Consider the following 21,168-nt stretch of genomic DNA (forward strand, 5'->3'; position numbering starts at 1 on the left):
GCGCCGGCCGTCACTATCAGGACGAATGATGGAAAAAATCAAAAGCAATTATTTGTTTTTGGTGCTGTGCCTTGCTTAGCCTGCGCGCAACAAACTCGCGTCACTCCAACTTGCGACGCGCAACAATCAAGAAGGGGAGGCAGATGGCTGAATCGTCAGAGCAGCATGTTGTCGGATGCCCTGACGGAAATTGGCCTGGACGATGACCACTGCTCGTTTTGATGACGTCATTATCGGCGGCGGCTCAGCCGGCTGTGTTGTCGCAAACCGCTTGTCCGCAAACGGGCGCCGCCGCGTTCTCCTTGTCGAAGCCGGGCAGGACACGCCTCCGGACAACACGCCGGAGGAAATTCTCGACAGCTATCCGATGCCGCTGTTTTTCGGCGATCGCTATGTCTGGCCCGGCCTTTCGGCTGCGGCCGGACGACTGGGGAATAATCCTGCCATCGTGAAGCCCTATGAACAAGGCCGCGTCATGGGCGGCGGCTCATCGATCAACGTGCAGGCCGCCAATCGCGGCCTTCCGCGCGATTATGATCGGTGGCGCGATCTCGGCGCGAAAGGTTGGGGCTGGGACGACGTGCTGCCCTATTTCCGCAAGCTGGAAACCGACCTCGATTACGGCGGTCTGGCGCACGGCGCTGAGGGTCCAATTCCCATCCGCCGGATTCGTCGTGAAGACTGGCCGGCATTCGGACGCGCTGTGGGCGAGGCCTTTGCCGCGACCGGATTGCCGCATCGGCTAGACCAGAATGCAGATTTCGAAGATGGCATTTATCCGCCTGCTTTCTCCAATCGTAACGACCGGCGAGTCTCATCAGCGGCGGCCTATCTCGATAACTCGGTGCGTCAGCGTGGCAATCTGACGATATGGACAGACAGCCAGGTCAACCGGCTTGTGATGAATGGCGCATGCGCTACGCAAGTCGAGATCACTAGATCAAATCAGCAGGTTGTGGTCGAGGCGGGACGAGTCATCATCACAGCGGGCGCACTGCAGTCGCCCGCGATTTTGTTGCGGGCCGGCATCGGGTCTCCAACGGCGCTGCGTGATCTTGGGATTGATGTGCAGGTCGCTTTACCGGGTGTCGGAGAAAATCTTCGCGATCACCCGGCGCTAACGTTTTGCCAGTTCCTGCCGCCTCATCTCCGTCTGCCGATGTCGGTTCGCCGTGCGAGCTTTGTGGCGCTGCGTTATTCATCGCAAGTTGCGGGAGCCGAGGCATCGGATATGTATGTCACCGCATCAGCGCGAGGCGGATGGCATGGGCTCGGTAAGCGCCTCGGCCTTTACTTTCTCTGGTGCAATCAGCCGCATTCGGCGGGCCGCGTTGCGCTCCGGTCGGCTGATCCGACGATATATCCCGATGTCGATCTCAATCTGCTCGCTGACAAGCGAGATCTTGACCGGATGATGGATGCAGTGCGGCTCCTTGCGCGCCTTGTTGTAGTGCCGACGCTTAATGCTGCTTCCGAAGATTTCTTTCCGGCATCATTCTCGCCGCGTATCAAGCGGCTGAGCCGCTTTAACCGCTCAAATAAGATGTTGGCCGCCATTCTTGGAATGATGCTGGATGTTCCGGCCGCGATACGCCATGCGATGGTCAAAGCGATCCTGCTGAACGGCAAGGCATTCGCTGACATCTTGTCTGATGATGCCGCCCTTGAGGATTTTGTCCGACGAAGCGTTTTTGGCGTCTGGCATCCGAGCGGGACATGCCGGATGGGCGACCCATCCGATCCGATGGCAGTGGTGGACTCCGCAGGGCAGGTGATCGCGACAGAGAACCTCTATGTGGCGGACGCGTCTGTCATGCCACGCTTGCCGACAGCAAATACGAATATTCCGACGATCATGATCGCCGAGAAAATTTCTGAGACTTTGCTAAGGGGCGCGGAAGATCGTTTCGCTTAGATTGGTGGCATTTATCCACCAGATACAACGGCAGCGCATTCGCTGCCGACGATATGGCTGAGTCTGGCGTCGAAATGGCAGAAGTGATCATCCGGACCGGGGAAGGCTGGATGATCAGCCGGTCTCGAGTGACATCGTCCTGATCTCCCGGTTGACCTTGGTATGGTAGGTGCGCTTCCTATTCAGCAACACATCGGAGAACTTTGCTCGACAAGATTCTTGTCGGTCATCACCACGATTCGATCGAGGCTGCGTGGGGTCGAAGTCTGATGGCCGTTTCGCTACCCCGATGTTTGTGATTTAGCTCACCCGCCAAGCGTTGACCTAACAGCCACCATGCGGAACGGCTTTCGCCGAAAAGGATCGTCGCTTTGACGCGAGCGGTGCATCGCCGTGCGGGCCGCCCGTTTCAATTCATTGACAGTGGACAAGTGCCGGCATTGACGGCCACGCAGGTTATGCTCAATAGAGAATTCACGGTCGTTTTCTCCAGAGCAAGGCGCGTGGAATGAACAAGAGCGTTGGTATTGTCGGTGTTGGCATCATGGGGACGGCCATGGCGCGCAATCTGTGTCAGGCCGGCTTCGATGTCGTTGGTTACGATCCTGTTCCGCAGGCCATCGCGCGGCTTGAAGAGATTGGCGGCCGTGCGCTGGCATCGCCACGCGCCGTCGCGGAAACTGCGCCCATCATTATAATGTCGCTACCCAAGGCCGAGGCGCTGACCGACGTCATTGGTGGAGATACAGGCGTCGCCAAGGCAGCGGGAATAGGGCAGATCGTCATCGAATGTTCGACGCTTCCGCTGGATATCAAGCGGGCGACTCACGATGAAATGGAGAGGCATGGTAAGATCTTGCTCGATTGCCCGATCAGCGGCACTGGCGCGCAAGCCGTGAACAAGGATCTCGTTATTCTGGGGAGTGGCGACAAAGAGGCGTTCGATCGCTGCTCCGAGGTATTTGCCGGCATGTCGCGCGTTCAGCACTACCTCGGCTCATTCGGCCGCGGCAGCGTCATGAAGTACATCGCCAACCATCTCGTGACGATCCACAATGTCGCGGCGGCGGAAGCAATGGTTCTCGGCATCAAGGCGGGGATCGAGCCGTCGCTGGTTTACGATACGCTTGCTGACAGTGCCGGAACGTCCCGCATGTTTCAGATGCGCGGTCCGTTGATGCGCGATGAGAACTATGACGTGCCGACGGCTACCATCCGCATGCAGCTCAAGGATATTGCGATCATCGATTCCTTTGCTGACAGCTTCGATTGTGCGCTTCCGGTCTATGCCGCAGCGTCGCAAATCTATCATGCCGGTGCTGCCCTTGGCCGCAGAGAGCAGGATACCGCCGCGGTATGTGCCGTTCTTGAAACGATGCATGGAATTAATCGCAAAAAATTGGCGTCGTAGGTCAATCGCTCTCAATCTATGTTCTGAAAATATCTTATCGAAAGGGTTGGGCTGATATGGCCGATCTCGCAATCATGGTTGCGCCGAATGGCGCGCGCAAGGGCTACGCCGATCATCCCAATCTGCCTCTGACGGCCGATGCAATCGCAAAGGAAGCTCATGCCTGCCAGGCCGCCGGCGCGCAGGCCATTCATATGCATGTCCGCGATGACAACGGACGGCATACACTCGATGCAGCGCGCTATCTGGCCGCAACCGATGCTGTGCGGCGGGCGACAGGTTCGGAATTCGTGATTCAGATCACGACCGAGGCCGTTGGCATGTTCAAGCCGCACGAACAGATTGCGGTAGTTCGCGCGGCTAGGCCCGAGGCGGTCAGTATTGCCACGAAAGAACTGATTCCGGATGCTGAATCCGAAGCTGCTGCCGCGGCGCTGTATCACTGGGCCCATGAGCAACGTATCGCAGTTCAGCACATCGTTTATGCGGCAAACGAGTTCGATCATCTTCTCGATTTGATCGGGCGTGGAATTATTCCAGGCCATCGCCATTCGGTCATTTTTCCGCTCGGGCGCTATGCGGCGGATCAGGAGAGTGACCCTGCAGAGCTGGCTCCGTTTGTTGCGAAGGTTCGCGAGAGTGGAGGGGTGGCGCGGTTTGACTGGTGGGTGTGTGCTTTTGGAGAATCAGAAACCGCGTCGCTTGTTGCTTCCGCGGCTATGGGCGGACATTGCCGGATCGGGTTTGAGAACAGTTTTATCAATGCGGATGGCACGCGCGCGGAAAGCAATGCGGAGCGTGTTGGGGATTTGCGGTCCGCATTGAGCGGTATTCACCGACGCCCCTCGTCGCGGGCCGATGTCCTGAGAGCATTGGGACAACCCGACTAGGTTTTCACCAACAACCTACACAGTTATTCCTACAGGCTTGGTGTCGCTGCGGTGCTGTGCGGCGCATTTTGTGCGGCGCATCCGGAGTCAATTTGCTTGCATTCACATGTCCGCTGTTTTATTTATCGGGTGATAAATCAAGAAGCGTGACCAAATTCTGGGGAGTGCCAGTCATGAAAGTTCTCGGTTTCAATCATCTTTCCATCGGTGCGAGAGACCTCGAAGAGTCCGCTCGCTTCTATCAAGCCGTCCTTGGCATGGAATTGATCCCCACTTACAATTTCGGCTTCAAGACCAAATACTTGCGGTGCGGCAACCTTCAGCTTCATATCTTCGAACTGGACGACAGTGTTCCGGTTTATCAGCACTTCGCGCTCGATGTGGACGACTTTCATGCCGCCTACGAGAAGGCGAAGGCGATCGGTGCGCTTGATTCCAAGGCTTTTCGCAACTCTGTGAATGAACTGCCGGACGGCTGCGTGCAGATGTATCTGCGCGATCCCGCCGGCAATCTGGTTGAGATCGACTGGCCGGATGTGAACACACTGGATCGTTCGCGAATTCCGGAAATGAAACTGCTCTCTGAGTTTGCAACCCAGGACGATGAAGGCCTGAAGGCGTCCCTCTATCTCGATCGGCCGCATATCAAGCCAAATGCGCCGGGAAAAGCTGCGTCGCGGTAATTGTTAGAGAGGCTGTGATGTTAGGCAACGTGCACGAACTGGATCAGCATGCGAGCGGTCAGGACGATCTGTATGCGGAGATGCTGCAGCGGGCCCACGCGCTCGTGCCAAAGCTGCGCGAACGTGCGGCGATAACCGAGGAAATGCGCCGCCTTCCGCCGGAGACGGAAAATGATCTCCATGCGGCGGGCTTGTTCAGGATTTTGCAGCCAAAGCGCGTGGGCGGCTCTGAACTGGACTATGTTGCGCTGGTCGATTTTGCCGACGCCATTGGTCTTGCCGATGCATCTGTCGCATGGAATCTGGCAAATCTCGCGAGCCATCACTGGATGCTCGGGATGTTTGACAAGCGGGCTCAGGATTTGATCTGGAACGAGAGCGCTGACACTCTGATTGCGTCATCGTTCGTATTTCCGGCGGGGCGCGCGACCCGTGTAAAAGGCGGCTACAAATTGTCCGGGCGTTGGCCGTTTTCGTCGGGCGTGGATTCAAGCACCTGGAATATGCTCGCCGGCATTGTCTCATCAGAAGATGACGCCGACGGCGTGGAGTATCGCGTCTTCCTGTTGAAGCACGACGACTACAAGATCATCGATACCTGGAATTCAACCGGCCTGAAGGGCACGGGGTCCAACGACGTCGAGGTCAAGGATGTGTTTGTTCCCGAGCACATGACGCTTGCCGTCAGGGATGTCGCGGGTGGCCCGACGCCGGGAAGCGCAGTCAATCCCAGCCCGCTCTTTGCACTTCCGGTGTTCTCGCTGTTTCCATTCGTTTTGTCGGGCGCTGCGCTCGGCAACGCGCAGGCCTGTCTTGATGACTACGTTGAGGTCGCGCGGCATCGGGCGTCAACATACAACCGCGCCAAACTGGGCGATTTGCAAACGACACAAATCAAGGTCGCGGAAGCGTCGGCCAAGATCGATGCCGCCCGCCTCATCATGCGGCGGACCTGTATCGATGCGATGGCTGATGCCCGGCGTGGAGATGTTCCGCTGATTGCCGAGAAGACGAAATATCGCCGGGACGGCGCTTATGCGGTGAACTTGTGCACCGAGGCCGTTTCATTGCTGTTTTCGGCAAGCGGGGCCCGCGGCCTTTATACGACGGGGACTCTGCAGCGGCAGTTTCGCGATGCGCATGCAATCAATGCGCATATCGCGTTCAGTTTCGATGCCGCCGGCACGAATTATGGCCGCGTCGCGCTCAATCTGCCGTCCGAAAATCTGACCCTTTAAGGGGTGGAACATGGCCGCTGTTTCACACGATCCGACGGAATTCGGGACCGAGTTGTCGAGTGATAGTTCTCCGATCGATCCGCGCGACTTCCGCACCGCCCTCGGCTCCTTTGCGACCGGTGTCACCGTGATCACGGCGGCGACGCCGAATGGCCGGCAAGCGGGGCTGACATGCAATTCGTTTGCTTCGGTTTCGCTCAATCCGCCTTTAGTGCTCTGGAGTCTGGTGGTCTATTCGCCGAGCATGAGTATCTTTCAGGACGCGAGTCACTTTTCTGTCAATGTACTCGGCGCCTCCCAGCAATCCCTGGCAACTCAGTTTGCGACGCCTTCCGACGACAAGTTCGCAGGGGTTAAGTGGGAGCCGGGTTTAGGTGGTGCGCCCGTTCTGGCAGATGCCGTTGCCACGTTTCAATGTCGCACAGCGGACCGATATTACGGGGGGGACCACGTAATTTTCCTTGGTGCGGTGGAGGCTTATGCGTACAACCAAGCCGCGCCGCTGCTTTTTGCGCGGGGCAACTTTGGTCGTTTCGTTCCCGGGGCATGATCCCGCAGGTCTTTATGGCAAAAAAGTCGTCTCTATCCGTTACGCGTGTGAAACAGAAGCGCCTGTCTCCCGAAGAGCGGCGCCAGGAGTTTGTCCGCAAGGCAACGGAGTTCTTTTCGGAAGAGGGATTCGATGGGGGCACGCGTGAACTGGCGCGACGATTAGGCGTCACCCAGCCGCTGTTGTACCGCTACTTCCCGAGCAAGGAAGAATTGGTCAAGGAGGTCTACCGCAAGGTCTACCTCGAACCGCTTGATACGGGTTGGGAGAAGCTTCTCACCGACCGGTCGCGCCCGATCAGGGAACGCCTCATACAATTCTATGAAACGTATACCGACGTTATCTTCTCACGAAAATGGCTGAGAATTTATCTGTTCGCGGGCCTTAAAGGCCTCGATATCAACCGCTGGTATGTCGGTGTCGTCCGCGACAAGATTCTGACGCGCATTATCAAGGAATGCAGGTTTGAAGCGGGCTTGCCGACGCAGGCCAAGCCGACTGCCACCGAAATCGAGATGGCGTGGGTCTTCCACGGCGGTATCTTCTATTACGGCGTGCGCCGATACATCTACGAGATGGTTCCTCTCCAGGAAAAGGAAGAGATGATCGCGAATGCGATCGACGGCTATCTCGCTGGCTTTGCACGAACCTCGCGACCCGACGTCAAAAAACCTGTTGTGAAGTCAAACCGGCTCAATGCCGCCGCTCTTCGCTGAGCGTTGAATGGCCTCGAACGTGCGGACGTTTGAGAGCATTTCGTCATGGGTGACTGGGTAGGCGGGCCCGCCGAGTGCCGCGCGGCCAAAGGCTTCCAGATTGTCGCGCACCGCCGGATGCGGTTGATAGTACGCAGCCTCAGGCTGCTGGTCGCGCAGAACGCGCGTGACATCCCAGCCGGTTGGGTTTTCCGGATGAGTTCGATCCCGGATTTCCATCCAGCCTTTCGATCCGAGCAACGCCAGACGGCCCATAAACGGCGTGGCGAGAACTGCGTTCAGTGTCGCCGATGTGCCGTTTTCGAACCCGATGCTGATCGAAAGTGTGTCACCGTTCGCAAAGTCGCTGCCGAGCGTGGCGAGGCGCGCCCACACATGGGTTGGCCTGCCGAGCAATGCAATCGACAGATCCACGAGATGAATGCCAGTGGCGGACAGCGGACCAACGGGATTGATGGTGTTCGACAGGCGCCAGTTGTCGGGAGGCAGTTTGAGAAACTTGTCCTGGCTGAAATTACCTTCCAGCACGAGCGGGTTGCCGAATTCGCCGTCCGCCACCCGGCGACGCATTTCGATCACGGCAGGTTCAAAACGGCGTTCGTGACCGATGCCGAGCTGAACCTTTGCGGCCTTGACCGCCGCGATCGCGCGCTCGGCATCGCTTGCCGTTGTGCACAGCGGCTTCTCGCAAAAGACATGAAGGCCTGCCTTGGCGGCGGCTTCGATCTGGCCGGCATGGTGATCTTGCGGCGTGCAGAGAATGACCGCGCCGATATCGGAACGCGTCAGAGCATCTTCGAAACGCGCGGATGTTTCGAGGCCGAGTGCCGCTCCCTTCGCACGCATGGCTTCCAGCGGATCGATGCCAAGGACCGGCTTGATAATATCGCTGTTGGCGAGACTGCTGGCGGTGGTTTGTCCCCACCAGCCCAGCCCGATGATGGCGGCCCGGATCATGTACAGTGCTCCGTCAGATTTAGATGTTGGCCATCTGGCCGCGATACCAGTCGCCGATCTCGCTTGCGGTCATCAGCGCAACGCCCTCATGGCCGATCACATAGTCGAGCAGTTGCTCGAGGTATTTGATCCGGTGCGGGACACCGGTGATGTAAGGGTGGATCGAAATCGCCATGATGCGGGCGTTCTCCTCACCCTCGAGATACAGCCGGTCAAACTGGTCGATGCCGCGGCGCAGGAACTGATCCGAGGTCATGTGCTGCAGCGCGTGGACGACGATGTCGTTGGTTTCGACCGTATAGGGAATTGTCGTGATCGTTCCGTGAGGCGTTTCGATGTCCTGCGGAAGATCGTCGATGACCCAATCCGCAACATATTCGATTCCGTTCTGGCGAAGCAGATCGAGTGTCTCGCCGGTTTCGGTCAGGCCGGGACTTTCCCATGAGCGGGGAGCCTTGCCGGTGAATTCTGCGATCGTATCGACGGCACGTTTGATGGCGTCGCCCTGATTGTCGACTTTGTGCATCGGGCCTTGCAGGAACCCATGCCCCATGAACTCGAAGCCGGCTTCGCGCGCCGCGGAGGCGACGCGCGGATAGGACGTGCAGACATTGCCGTTGATGGCTAGTGTCGTCGGAATATTCCTGTCGGTCAGCGCCTTGAACTGACGCCAGAAGCCCGCCCGCATGCCGTATTCATGCCATGCCCAGTTCGGAACATCCGGAAGCAACGGTTGCCCCATAGGTGGACTGAGCACCGTGCGCGGCATCGGGTTCTCGATGCGCCATTCCTCGACATTGAGAATGACCCAGACCGCGAGCTTCTTTCCGCCGGGAAGCATCAGCTTGGGGCGGTCGATCAGGGCTTGATAGGGGACGCGATCGGTAAGAGCCAATGGAATGCCTTGCTTTGTTATTCTGCGGCCTTGGCTTGCTTTGGCGAACCGGCGTTCACCAGCGGCATGACCTTCTCCGCTGCCAGGATCATGGATTTACGCCCAAGCTCGCGATCTTTCCAATCCTTGCCGGCGTAGAGCAGCGTCCCGAATGTGCCAACTTCGTCCTGAAATGCAAGGATCTGATCGGCGACGCTGTCAGGCGTGCCATAAATGATCAGCTTGTCGCAGATCATTTCGAGCGTAACCTCGTCGTCGGGCTGATCACGGTGAGTTTTGAACAATTCGATGCGGCCGTTCTTCTTCAGCTTGGTGAACAACGATCGATAGTAGTTCACGTAAGGGCCATTCGGATCGGTCGCATAGGCCTTGGCGGTCACTGCATCGTCAGCGACGAATACGCTCTTTGCAACGCGCCAGTTGGCGGGATCGGCAGGGCGGCCGCCGCGCTCGCAGCCTTCAACATATTTCGGCCAATGGCTTTTCACCCAGGCTGGCATCAGGAAGTTTGCCGAGATCGGGTCCCAGCCGCGGACGGCTGCCTCGGTGACGCCCTTCGAGAATGGCGCGACGGCGGTGACCACGATAGGTGGATGCGGACGCTGCAGGGGGCGGGGAATATAGCCTTGGCCGATTTCCTTGATCTGCGTCCGCTGCGTCGACACCGTCCAGTATTTTCCCTGAAGATTGTACGGCGGTTCACCTGACCAGATGGCAAGCACCTGGTTGATGGCTTCGAGAAACATCTCGTTGCGATTGAAGTCGAGGTTGCCGAAAAGCTCTGCGTCCGACAGCAGGCCGCCGGGGCTGATCCCGAAAATCAAACGGCCGTCCATCATGTGATCCAGCATGGCGATAGTCGCCGCGACGGTCGCCGGATGGGTATTGGGCATGTTGACGGTGCCGGTGCCAAGCCTGATCTGTTTGGTTGCGGCCGCGATCCACGCCAGAAACGTGACGCACGATGTGATGTTCTCCGCCTTGTCGGTCACGTGCTCGCCGACATAGGCCTCCGTGAATCCGAGTTCGTCGGCGAGCAGGAATGCCTCACGATCCTCCGCGAGCGATTGCCGCCAGTCTTTGTCCAGCGGATGGATCGGCATCGTGAAAAAGCCGATGTTCATGGTGCGCTTCCCTCTCTGCAATTGGCTGATTACAGGGTAGCGATTGTGATCTATTAGAAAAATGATTATTCGTACTATTTAGCATTAGGAAATTTGATAGATGATTTCGCTTCGACAAATCAGGTCCTTCGTTGCGGTCTATGAAGAGGGTTCGTTTACGGCGGCGGCGAAGCGCGAGGGGGCGACACAGTCCGGGATTTCGCAGCACCTCAAGCAGCTTGAGACGGAACTTGGCACTGCGTTGCTGATCCGCGAGGGTCGCGACGTCGAGTCGACGCTGGCGGGAAAGCTCTATTACCGTGAGTGTGTCGAGATTCTGAAGAAGCTCGAAGCGGCGCAGCAGAGTGTCGCGGTTCACCACATTCGCGGAGCGATCCGTGTCGGCTTGATGCCGACATTCACCAGATCGGTACTTGCACCCGCACTGGACAAGTTTCTTGCGGCCGCGCCGGGTTCGGAGATCAGCGTCACCGAAGCCTATTCGGGTGTGCTGACCGAGATGATCCTGAAGGGTGAACTGGACTTTGCCATTGTACCTGCGTTCGAGGGAACAACCGGTATTGCGCACCGGCTTCTGGCGCGAGATCGGGAGATGCTGGTCAGTGCCAAACGGGGGAAAACGAGAAACCTCGAGCCCGTAAAGCTGTCCGAACTGGGGCCGCTGAAAGTCGTGCTGCCAGGCCTTCAGAATACGCGCCGGCGTAATATCGAGACATACTTCAGCGTCAACCGCGTAAACGTCGCGCAACGGCTGGAATTGGATGCCATGATGGGAACGCTTCAATTTGTGGCAGCGAGCGATTGGGTCGCCATTCTTCCATTCGTCATGATGGTGTCCGACCTCGATGGTGATCAGTTCGACGTGCGGCCGCTTGAAGATCCGCCGTTCTATTCAGAATTCGTTTTGATCGAGCCCGCACGCAAGGCCATGTCGCCTGCAGCCGCTTTGTTCGCGGATATTCTCAAGAGGGAAGCTGAAAAGTCGCACCTGCTGTTTCAAGAACGCGCGAACCTGCAAAAGTCTTCGCGGCATCAGACAAAACGGCCGACACGCCGCCGGTAGAATTTGTGCAACGCGGAAATTCCGTGGCGAAGTAGAAGTCCTTAACCGTCACTTTGTCTTGTTCGTGCTGTTTCGCGATGATTGGATCAACCGAAACAGCTGCGGTTATTGAGCCGGTGCGACATCTGGCGCGGGGTCACGTAATAATCGTTCGATAAACAACGCTTGACCTTTCGGTGTAGCGCCGTCTAATCATTCGGGAAGCCCATCATTACGAAATGAGGCGAGGGGAGGTTGCCGGAATGAAAGCTTCGGCTTTCAGCTATGCGCGTGCTTCGAGCGTCGTTGACGCATTGCAGTTGCTCGCCCGGCACGGCGACCAGACAAAGGTTCTGTCTGGAGGACAGAGTCTGATGCCGGCCTTGAATTTGAGGCTTTCAGCTCCCGATTTGCTGGTGGATATCGGCGCGCTGACAGAATTGCGCGGAGTTGGCGTAACGGACGGCGTCCTGAGAATCGGCGCGCTGACACGTCATGTGGATGTGCTGCGATCGGCTGACATTGCCAAACACGCGCCGCTCCTGACTGAAGCGATTGCGCATGTCGCTCATCCCGCAATTCGTAACAAGGGAACGTTCGGCGGAAGTCTTGCGCATGCTGATCCGGCATCGGAGCTTCCGGCATGCGTGATCGCGCTAGACGCGGAGATTCTTGCGCGCAGCGCGGATGGCGAGCGCCGCGTTAAAGCCGCGGACTTCTTTACTGGCATCTATGAAACCGTTCTGACGCCGGAAGAGTTGTTGATCGCGATTGAAATCCCGGTCGCGAAACCCAACACAGTCCATTTCTTTCATGAGTATGCGCGCCGCAAGGGCGACTACGCCATTGTCGGTCTGGCGGCATCCGGCACCCGCGAGGGCGATGTGCTGACGGATTTGCGGTTGGGTTATTTCGCCGTCGGCGAAAAGGCGACTCTTGTGAAAGCCTCCAAGGTTCTGGTTGGCCGGCCTGTCACTGCGACGGTCCTTGCCGAGGCTCAGGGCGCGCTCGATTCTGAACTCGATCCGCAGGAAGATCAGCAGGCAACAGTCGAAATGCGACGCTATCTCGCCCGTCAATTAATGGCGCAGTGCGTCTCGAAGTTGTTGGGGCGGCCGGATCTTGAGACGAGGGCATTGGCGTGAGCGATCCGGCAGCCATCTCACTCTCAGTCAATGGCGAGCGTATCTCGGCGCAGGTTTTGCCGCGCATGAATCTGGCTGACTTTCTGCGTGATCATCTCGGTCTTACCGGAACTCATGTGGGTTGCGAGCATGGTGTTTGTGGAGCGTGCACGGTGCGCGTCAATGGCGACATCATTCGTGCCTGTTTGTTGCTCGCGGTTCAGGCCGACGGCGCTGTCGTGCAGACCATCGAGGGGCTTTCAGACAGTGGTGAGGTATCCGACCTGCAGGAGGCTTTCCGTCAGCGCAATGCTCTCCAGTGCGGGTATTGCACGCCGGGCATGCTGATGGCGGCGCAGGACATCCTGATCCATGAGCCGGATGCGGATCGCGAGCAGATTCGCGAGCATCTGTCCGGCAATTACTGCCGGTGTACCGGCTATCACGCGATTATCGATGCGGTTCAGGCGACGGCGCGCGCGCGCTCGGAGCAGGCGCGATGAACGGAAAGGCTGACAACAAATCTGGACTTTCCATATTGGACCGCCCGAATTCCTACATTGGGAAAACGGTGCCGCGCCCGAATCTCGACCGGCTGATGCAGGGGCGTGGACAGTATGTGAGCGACATGGTGCTGCCGCGCATGGCACACGCTGTCTTTCTGCGATCGCCGTATGCGCATGCCCGGATTCTGAATATCGATACGGCCGCGGCGAAAGCCATGCCCGGAGTCATTGCCGTTGTTACCGGAGCGGAACTGGCGAACGTCATCACGCCATGGGTTGGCGTATTGTCGCATTTGAAGGGGCTCAAGTCGGCTCCGCAGCACGCCATTGCAGTGGATCGTGCCTGCTGGCAAGGCGAAGCCGTTGCCGCGATCGTCGCAACCAGTCGCGCGATCGCAGAAGACGCTGCGGAAGCCGTATCGGTGGATTACGAGGAGCTTATCCCGGTCACCGATATGCGGACCGCGCTTGATCCCGATACACCAGTGATTCATTCGGTGCTGGGTGACAATCTCGCTTTCGAACGCAATCTTGATGCCGGAGCGGTGGATCAGGCTTTCAAGGATTCCGATGAGATTATCGAAACCGAATTTGTTTTCGGCCGCCATACCGGAGTGACGCTCGAGCCGCGCTCGGTTCTTGCTGATTGGAATCCGGGCGACGAGCGTCTGACTGTCTATCTGGGCACGCAGGCGCCCCACATGGTGCAGAATATTGCGGCGCTTCATCTCGGCCTTGATGAGGCGCAGGTGCGCGTGGTGTGTAAAGACGTCGGCGGGTCGTTCGGCATCAAGGTGCACATCTATGCCGACGAGATGGCGACGATGGCACTGTCGAAGCTGTTGCGCCGTCCCGTCAAGTTCGTTGCCGACCGGGTCGAGAGCTTTAACACCGACATTCATGCCCGTGATCATGCCTGCAAGGCCCGCATCGGTGTCAGCAGGGATGGAACGATCAACGCATTCGAGATCGACGACGTGACCGGCATCGGTCCATATTCGATGTACCCGCGCACCAGCGCCATCGAAGCCAATCAGGTCGTGAATCTGGTCGGGGGTCCCTATAAGACACCGAATTATCGCGCGCGGACGCGCGTGGTGTTTCAGAACAAAAACGTCACCTGTCAGTATCGCGGCGTTGGTCATCCCATCGCATGCTCGATCACGGAAGGACTGGTTGATCAGGCAGCGCAGCGGATTGGCATGGATCCCGTTGAAATCCGTCGGCGCAATCTGATCGCGGATGATGCCTATCCCTGTGGATCGCCATCCGGGCTCAAGTTCGAGGCACTGTCGCACCACGCGTCGCTCGACAAGCTGATCAAGATGATGAACTACGACGCGTTGCGCGCCGAACAGGCGGAGCTGCGCAAGGAAGGAATTTATCGCGGCATCGGCGTTGCAAGCTTCATTGAAGTGACCAATCCAAGCGCCGCGTTCTATGGCGTGGGCGGTGCCAGAATCTCCTCGCAGGATGGCGTTGCCGTCCGCCTCGATGCGACCGGTCGGGTAATCTGCCAGACCAGTATCACGGAGCAGGGGCAGGGGTCTGAATCTCTCACCGCCCAGATCGTCGGAAGCGTGCTTGGTGTCTCCATGGAACGCGTTCGCGTGATCCTGGGGGATACGGACAACACGCCGTATGGCGGCGGAACGTGGGCATCGCGTGGAGCCGGCATCGGCGGCGAAGCGGCGCTGCAGGCTGCGAAGGTACTGCGCAAAAATATTCTGGATGTTGCCTCCGCCATTCTTCAGGCGAGGCCTGACGACCTCGATATCGTCAACAATGCCGTGGTCGATATCGCGGACGAGCAACCTCGCATCGAACTGAATGAGCTGGCGCGGATCGTTTATTTCCGTCCCGACACGCTGCCGCCCGGAATTCAGCCCGAACTAATGGCGACGCGTCATTTCGTGCCGCGCGAATATCCTTTTGCATTCACCAATGGTGTGCAAGCCTCGTGGCTTGAAGTCGATCCGCAAAGCGGTTTCATCAAGCTTTTGAAGCATTGGGTAGTCGAGGATTGCGGCACCGTTATTAATCCTCAACTCGTGGATGAACAAATTCGCGGCGGCGTGGTTCAGGGGCTCGGCGCTGCTTTGTACGAGCATTGCATTTACGATGAGCGCGGACAGCTCACGAACGCCAATATGGCCGACTATCTGGTGCCGATGGCGGGCGAGATGCCGGACATCGAGGTCGGGCATATCGTGTCGCCGACGCTGGATGGCGAACTCGGCGCCAAGGGCGCTGGAGAGGCTGGAACTGCAGCGGCTGCTGCCGTTGTTGCCAACGGCGTGAACGACGCTCTGGCTCCTTTCAACGTCACGATCACTGAAATTCCGCTGACGCCAAAGATCATTCTCACTGCTCTCGGACGCATCTAATCAACACTAGAAACGATATCGGAGGAACACATGGCTAAAAAGACAATCGGATCGATCTCTCGCCGCCGCCTGCTTGCAACCGCAGGCACCGGTGCCGTCCTGGCGGCTTCGCCGTTTCGCATCAATCTTCTGCAGGCGCAGGAAGCGACCATCAAGGTTGGCTTTCCCGTTCCGCTGACGGGTCCTTACGGCACCGAAGCGCAAGATCAGGTCCGCGCCGCTGAGGTCGCCATTGCCGAATTCAACGAGGGCGGCGGTCTCAACGGTCGCAAGGCCGAACTGCTTGTCCGCGACGACAAGCTCAATCCGGGTGAAGCTGCGACCCGCACGCTCGAATTGATCGAGAAGGAGAAGGTCAACTTCGTCGTCGGCAGTTTGTCTGCGTCGGTTCAGCTCGCGGTGAACAACGTCACCAAAGAACGCGGGATCATCTACAACTCGATCAGCCAGTCCGACGAAATCAATGAAGTCAAGGATTTCAGCAAATACACTTTCCATGAAGCGCTTACGCCGCACCTGACCGCGGGCGCCGTCGGCCGTTATGCTTTCCCGAAGTTCGGCAAGAAGGTTGCGTTCCTTACGGCAGACTATGCTTATGGCCACGAAATGGTCCGCGGTTTCCAGGAGGCTGGTAAGGCGTTCGGAATTGAAAGCCTTGTCGATATTCGCCATCCGCTCGGCACCACGGACTTCTCGGCGCTGCTGCCGCGTATTCAGGCTCTCAAGCCCGACATCCTCGTCATCAGCAACTTCGGCCGCGACCAGCAGATCGCGCTCAAGCAGGCCACCGATTTCGGCATGAAGAAGAGCATGAAGATTGTAGCTCCGATTCTGCTTTACACCGGCCGCGTCGCTGCCGGCGCGCAGGCCTTCGATGGCGTGATCGGCGGTACGTCCTATTACTGGGGTATCGAAAACAAGGTCGCATCTGCGAAGGCCTTCAACGACCGCTTCCGCAAAATGCACGGCGGAAAGGTTCCATCGGACTACGGCGCGCTCGGCTATGCCGGCGTCAAGACGTTGCTGATGGGCGCCAAGGCTGCCGGTACCCTCGATACTGACAAGGTCATCGCGGCGGTGGAAGCGCTGAAGTACGACTACTACAAAGGCCCGGAATACTACCGCAAGTGCGATCACCAGGCCGTGCAGTCGATTTTCATCATTGAGTCCAAGTCCGCACCCCAGAATGGCGACGCCGACGTCTTCAACGTGGTTGCGACAGAAGAGCCCAACGAGAAGAACCTGCGTACCTGCGAAGCGCTGGGTCACAAGTCCTGAACCAACCCGACTAACGGACGCGCGTCCATGATGGGCGCGCGTCTTTTCTGGAGATACCCATGGCCGGTTTGAGTTTCGATCTGATCGCGTTGCAATTGTTCACCGGTCTGGCGCTTGGCGCGATCTATGTGCTGTTCGCCATCGGATTGTCGTTGATCTTCGGCATGTTGACCGTTGTGAACTTTGCGCACGGCGCCTTCTATATGGTCGGCGCCTATGTCGGACTTTTTCTTCTCTCGCTGGGGGGAAATTTCTGGCTGTGTCTGATCGCGGTTCCGCTGATCGTCGGTACCATCGGTCTTGTCGTGGAGCGATTCCTTATCCGTCCGCTTTATGGTCGCGGCATCGATTATCCATTGCTGCTGACCTTCGGCCTTAGCTATGTGATGGTGGAACTTGTCCGGATTGCCTTCGGCAAAAGCGGCTATCCGTTCGATACGCCGGAAATCCTGCAGGGCGCGGTCAATATCGGCGTCGGTTACTTTCCGCTGTATCGCCTGTTCATCATCGGCGTTGCGGCCGCGGTCCTTCTCGGCCTCTGGTTATTCCTGGAGCGCACAAGTTTCGGCCTGATTATCCGTGCCGGCGCGCGTGATCCTCAGATCGTTCGTGTTCTTGGCGTCAATGTTTCGCGGGTTTGGCTGTTCGTGTTCGGCATCGGGTCGGGAATTGCCGCATTGGCCGGACTGCTCGCAGCACCGCTTCAGGGCGTTATCCCTGAAATGGGATCGACAATTCTGGCCGAGGCGTTTGTGGTGACCGTTGTCGGCGGCATGGGCTCGATCGGTGGCGCGGTCATTGCGGGCCTCTTGGTGGGCGTGGTGGTCAGCATGACGTCGCTGTTCGCGCCCGAAATGGCCAAGGTTTCGATTTTTGCCTTGATGGCAGTTGTTCTTCTCGTCCGTCCGCAAGGCTTCTTCGGCCGCGCCGGACTCATGAGCTAAGGCGAACAGAATCATGAATGAACTATCCCAAACTCTCGCGCAGCCAGGCGCTGCATCGGCGAGTTGGTTCGATTTCGCCAAGCGTCACCGGGCCATCCTTGCCAGCATCTTTGTGTTGCTCTTCCCTCTGGTGATGCCGTTCACGGCATTGGCCGTGAACATCCTGATCTATGGACTCTACGCAGTCGGGTTCAATCTGCTGTTCGGATATCTCGGGCTGCTGTCATTCGGACACGCCGCACTGTTCGGCACAGGCTCCTATCTCTGCGGCATTGCCATCGTGCATTTCGGATTGCCCTGGTACGCGGCGATCATTGTGGGAACGCTCGCCGGTGCCGTCATGGCTGCGGCCATCGGTGCGCTGGCAATCCGTACCCGCGGTATCTACTTCGCAATGGTGACGATGGCGCTGTCGCAGTGCGTTTTCTATCTGTTCTACCAGGCGGTGGACTGGACCGGCGGTGAAAACGGATTGCGCGGCATTAACGTTCGCGTCATTGATATCTTCGGCCTGAAGCTCGACTTCATCGATCCGTTGAAGCGTTATTATGTCATCGCGGCTTTTGTCATCCTCGCACTGTTCGTGCTTTCCCGGATTCTTGCGTCGCCGTTCGGCGCGGTGATCGAGGCGGTTCGCGAGAACGAAGCCCGTGCCCGTGCCTCGGGATATAACGTTACCCTGACCCGGCTCATCACTTTCATCCTGTCTGGTGCCTTCTGCGGATTGGCCGGAGCGCTGATGGCGCTGCATCTGTCCATCGTTCCGATCGAAATCCTGCATATCGAAACCTCTGGCATGGTGGTGATGATGTCGTTGCTCGGCGGCATGGGCACGTTTTTCGGTCCCTTCGTCGGCGCGGCGGTCTTCCTGATGCTGGAAAACATGGTCTCGCTCTGGACCGTTCATTGGCAATTGTTCGTCGGCGCGGTCTTCATGATCTGCGTGCTGTTCTTCCCGGCCGGAATCTGGGGAACGATCTTGAAGTGGGTCAATAAATGACATCGGCAGACACATCTTCGCAGGTCATTCTGCGCACAACCGGGGTGAGCAAATCGTTCGGGAAGTTCGTGGCCCTGAACAACATCTCCGCCGAATTCTCGCGAAATGCGATCACGTCCATCATCGGGCCGAACGGCGCCGGCAAGAGCACTTATTTCAATCTGCTGTCGGGTGCGTTCGCTCCGTCGAGCGGAAAGGTTGAGTTCGAGGGGCGGGATGTCACGAACATCGCGCAGCACGAATTCGCACATATGGGTATCGCGAAGTCGTTTCAGATCACCAACGTGTTTCCGCTGCTGACAACGCGTGAAAATATCCGTGTTGGCCTGCAGGCTTTCGTTTCGCGTTATAATATCTGGAAGCCTCGCGCCTCGTTGCCTGGACTTGTCGAAAAAGCCGATGCCCTGCTCGCGCAAGTGGGACTATGGGATCGCCGAGAACGATTGGCGAAGGAGCTTGCGCACGGTGAGCAGCGCGCGCTCGAAATCGGGATGGCGCTGGCCAGCAATCCGCGCCTGCTGCTGCTCGACGAGCCGACCGCCGGCATGAGCCCGGAAGAAACGCGCGTAATGATGGACCTCATCGTCAAGCTGGCTCAAGAGCGCACCGTCATTCTGGTTGAGCACAAGATGAAATTGGTCATGGGGATCAGTGACCGGGTTCTGGTGCTCCATCATGGCGAATTGCTTGCGCAAGGGACACCGGCGGATGTGCGCCAGAATGAACAGGTCAAGCGGGTCTATCTTGGCCAGCGGGAGCACTGAAACTATGTTGCGTGTTGAAAAGCTCAACTCCTGGTACCGCGCGAGCCATGTCCTGCAGGACGTTAGTCTTGAGGTTAGCAAAGGCGAAATCGTTTGTCTGATTGGGCGCAATGGCGCGGGCAAGACGACGACCCTGAAGTCGATTATCGGCCTTCTGGACAAGACACGCGGTTCCGTCACTTTCAAGGGCAAGGAAGTTCTGGGTCAGCCGGCGCACGTGCGCTTCGGCCTGGGGCTCGCTTATGTGCCTGAAGAGCGCCGGATCGTGCAGGGATTGACCGTGAAGGAAAACCTTCGGCTTGGCATGGTCGCATCGCCGCACAAGAAGGACGAAGCTCGCCGGATCGACGAGATTGCCAAGATTTTCCCCCGTCTGGCGGAGCGCCTCGATCAGGAAGCGGTCACCATGTCTGGTGGCGAACAGCAGATGCTCGCTATTGCGCGCGCCATGATGGCCAAACCGGACCTCATCATGCTGGACGAACCGTCCGAAGGCATCATGCCGGTGCTCGTCGACGAGATGTTCGAACTGTTCCGAAAAATGAAGTCGGAAGGAACGACAATCCTGCTTGTCGAGCAGAACGTGGAACTGGCGCTCGGCATTGCCGATCGGGCCTACGTGCTGGATCAGGGATCCGTCGTGCATCACGCAACAGCAGCCGCTTTGCTGGCCGACGACGAAATCAAGGAGCGCTACTGCTCGGTCTAGTCCAACGGACGAACCGGCGCATCGGCATGCTCGAATAGTTATCAATCGATAAATAAAAGGGGTCACTCTCATGAAAGTCGACAGAGCCGCTATCTATGAAGCCGCCAAGAAGCTCTCCAACTGGGGCCGCTGGGGCGCGGACGATCAGATCGGGACGCTGAACAACATCAGCCCTGAAGACGTCATTAATGCCGGCAAGCTGATCAAGAAGGGGAAGGTCTTCGCGCTCGGCCTGTCCCTGAAGGAACCTATCCAGTCCGGATTGTTCGGCGGCCGCTGGAATCCGATCCACACCATGCTGGCGACAGGCACCGATGCCGCTGCCGGCAATCAGGATATTCCGTCGCCGTATCTGCGCTATGCCGATGACGCGATCAACATGCCGTGTCAGGCCTCAACGCAGTGGGACGCGCTCTGCCACATCTTTCTCGACGATAAGATGTACAATGGTTTTGACGCTAAGCTTGTCGATGCGCGCGGCGCCAAGAAGCTCGGGATCGAGCATGTGCGTGACAAGATGGCAGGCCGCGGTGTTCTGCTCGACGTCGCCCGGTTCAAGGGCGTCGAGTCGCTTGACGACGGTTATGCGATCACCAATGCGGATCTCGACGCCTGTGCCAAGCATCAGGGTGTCGAAATTCGCAAGGGGGATTTCGTCATTGTCCGAACCGGCCATCAGGAGCGTTGCCTGAAGAAGAAGGACTGGAGCGGATATGGTGGCGGTGATGCGCCGGGCGTTGCGTTCGAGACGTGCTACTGGATTCGCGAGAAGGACATTGCGGCCATCTGCACCGATACGTGGGGTTGCGAGGTTCGTCCGAACGAGACCAATGAGGCCAATCAGCCGTGGCATTGGGTGGTGATTCCAGCCATCGGCATTTCGATGGGTGAAATCTTCTATTTGAAGGAACTTGCGGAAGATTGTGCGCAGGACAAGGTCTATGAGTTTTTTTTCTGCGCCCCGCCGATGCATCTGCCGGGTGCGGCAGGGTCGCCGATCAATCCTCAGGCCATCAAGTAATCGCGGAGGTCTAT

General features: G+C 58.0%; 20 protein-coding genes. 17 read left to right on the plus strand and 3 right to left on the minus strand.

Annotated elements, in window-relative coordinates:
• The first annotated feature begins 202 nt into the window (after positions 1-202).
• From J0H39_23760 to J0H39_23790, 7 genes are all read left to right on the plus strand, one after another.
• Positions 203-1,915, plus strand: a complete 1,713-nt coding sequence (locus J0H39_23760) for a GMC family oxidoreductase N-terminal domain-containing protein (protein MBN9499775.1) — start codon at positions 203-205, stop codon at positions 1,913-1,915.
• A 508-nt stretch (positions 1,916-2,423) separates the two neighbouring features.
• On the plus strand, positions 2,424-3,326 hold the full coding sequence (locus J0H39_23765; protein ID MBN9499776.1) for an NAD(P)-dependent oxidoreductase: 903 nt from the start codon (positions 2,424-2,426) through the stop codon (positions 3,324-3,326).
• Between the two features lie 56 nt (positions 3,327-3,382).
• On the plus strand, positions 3,383-4,216 hold the full coding sequence (locus tag J0H39_23770) for a 3-keto-5-aminohexanoate cleavage protein (protein ID MBN9499777.1): 834 nt from the start codon (positions 3,383-3,385) through the stop codon (positions 4,214-4,216).
• A 173-nt stretch (positions 4,217-4,389) separates the two neighbouring features.
• Entirely contained in the window at positions 4,390-4,899 is a 510-nt protein-coding gene (locus tag J0H39_23775) for a VOC family protein (protein MBN9499778.1), read from the plus strand.
• A gap of 17 nt (positions 4,900-4,916) precedes the next feature.
• Positions 4,917-6,137, plus strand: a complete 1,221-nt coding sequence (locus tag J0H39_23780; protein MBN9499779.1) for an acyl-CoA dehydrogenase — start codon at positions 4,917-4,919, stop codon at positions 6,135-6,137.
• A gap of 10 nt (positions 6,138-6,147) precedes the next feature.
• A complete protein-coding gene (locus tag J0H39_23785; GenBank protein ID MBN9499780.1) occupies positions 6,148-6,687 on the plus strand; it encodes a flavin reductase family protein in 540 nt (179 codons plus the stop codon).
• Between the two features lie 14 nt (positions 6,688-6,701).
• Positions 6,702-7,403 (plus strand): TetR/AcrR family transcriptional regulator, encoded by a 702-nt coding sequence (locus J0H39_23790; protein MBN9499781.1) that lies wholly within the window; start codon positions 6,702-6,704, stop codon positions 7,401-7,403.
• Here the strand turns inward: J0H39_23790 and J0H39_23795 are convergent.
• Genes J0H39_23795 through J0H39_23805 form a run of 3 tightly spaced genes read right to left on the minus strand, consistent with a single transcriptional unit; the run spans position 7,371 to position 10,379 of the window.
• Positions 7,371-8,360: a Gfo/Idh/MocA family oxidoreductase gene (locus J0H39_23795; GenBank protein MBN9499782.1), complete on the minus strand. Its 990-nt coding sequence runs from the start codon at positions 8,358-8,360 to the stop codon at positions 7,371-7,373. The genes J0H39_23790 and J0H39_23795 overlap by 33 nt on opposite strands.
• A gap of 19 nt (positions 8,361-8,379) precedes the next feature.
• Complete coding sequence (locus tag J0H39_23800; GenBank protein MBN9499783.1) at positions 8,380-9,255, minus strand: polysaccharide deacetylase family protein; 876 nt, start codon at positions 9,253-9,255, stop codon at positions 8,380-8,382.
• Positions 9,256-9,272: 17 nt separating this feature from the next.
• A complete protein-coding gene (locus tag J0H39_23805; GenBank protein MBN9499784.1) occupies positions 9,273-10,379 on the minus strand; it encodes an LLM class flavin-dependent oxidoreductase in 1,107 nt (368 codons plus the stop codon).
• Positions 10,380-10,479: 100 nt separating this feature from the next.
• Between J0H39_23805 and J0H39_23810 the strand changes: the two genes are divergently transcribed.
• The 10 genes from J0H39_23810 (at position 10,480) to J0H39_23855 (ending at position 21,154) form a co-directional block, all read left to right on the plus strand.
• Positions 10,480-11,442 carry a LysR family transcriptional regulator gene (locus J0H39_23810; GenBank protein MBN9499785.1) on the plus strand — a complete coding sequence of 321 codons (963 nt, stop codon included), beginning with the start codon at positions 10,480-10,482 and terminating at the stop codon, positions 11,440-11,442.
• A 242-nt stretch (positions 11,443-11,684) separates the two neighbouring features.
• Positions 11,685-12,566, plus strand: coding sequence for a xanthine dehydrogenase family protein subunit M (locus J0H39_23815; protein ID MBN9499786.1), 882 nt, complete (start codon positions 11,685-11,687; stop codon positions 12,564-12,566).
• Entirely contained in the window at positions 12,563-13,048 is a 486-nt protein-coding gene (locus J0H39_23820) for a (2Fe-2S)-binding protein (GenBank protein MBN9499787.1), read from the plus strand. Before J0H39_23815 ends, J0H39_23820 begins: the two co-directional genes overlap by 4 nt.
• A complete protein-coding gene (locus J0H39_23825) occupies positions 13,045-15,438 on the plus strand; it encodes a xanthine dehydrogenase family protein (protein ID MBN9499788.1) in 2,394 nt (797 codons plus the stop codon). Before J0H39_23820 ends, J0H39_23825 begins: the two co-directional genes overlap by 4 nt.
• 30 nt (positions 15,439-15,468) lie before the next feature.
• Entirely contained in the window at positions 15,469-16,716 is a 1,248-nt protein-coding gene (locus J0H39_23830) for an ABC transporter substrate-binding protein (GenBank protein ID MBN9499789.1), read from the plus strand.
• Positions 16,717-16,775: 59 nt separating this feature from the next.
• Positions 16,776-17,660: a branched-chain amino acid ABC transporter permease gene (locus J0H39_23835; protein MBN9499790.1), complete on the plus strand. Its 885-nt coding sequence runs from the start codon at positions 16,776-16,778 to the stop codon at positions 17,658-17,660.
• 13 nt (positions 17,661-17,673) lie between these two features.
• Positions 17,674-18,660 (plus strand): branched-chain amino acid ABC transporter permease, encoded by a 987-nt coding sequence (locus J0H39_23840; GenBank protein ID MBN9499791.1) that lies wholly within the window; start codon positions 17,674-17,676, stop codon positions 18,658-18,660.
• Positions 18,657-19,424 (plus strand): ABC transporter ATP-binding protein, encoded by a 768-nt coding sequence (locus J0H39_23845; GenBank protein MBN9499792.1) that lies wholly within the window; start codon positions 18,657-18,659, stop codon positions 19,422-19,424. Before J0H39_23840 ends, J0H39_23845 begins: the two co-directional genes overlap by 4 nt.
• A 4-nt stretch (positions 19,425-19,428) precedes the next feature.
• On the plus strand, positions 19,429-20,133 hold the full coding sequence (locus tag J0H39_23850) for an ABC transporter ATP-binding protein (GenBank protein ID MBN9499793.1): 705 nt from the start codon (positions 19,429-19,431) through the stop codon (positions 20,131-20,133).
• Between the two features lie 70 nt (positions 20,134-20,203).
• On the plus strand, positions 20,204-21,154 hold the full coding sequence (locus J0H39_23855) for a cyclase family protein (GenBank protein MBN9499794.1): 951 nt from the start codon (positions 20,204-20,206) through the stop codon (positions 21,152-21,154).
• Positions 21,155-21,168: the final 14 nt, after the last annotated feature.

This window comes from Alphaproteobacteria bacterium, from assembly GCA_017308135.1.
Lineage (GTDB): Bacteria > Pseudomonadota > Alphaproteobacteria > CACIAM-22H2 > CACIAM-22H2 > Tagaea.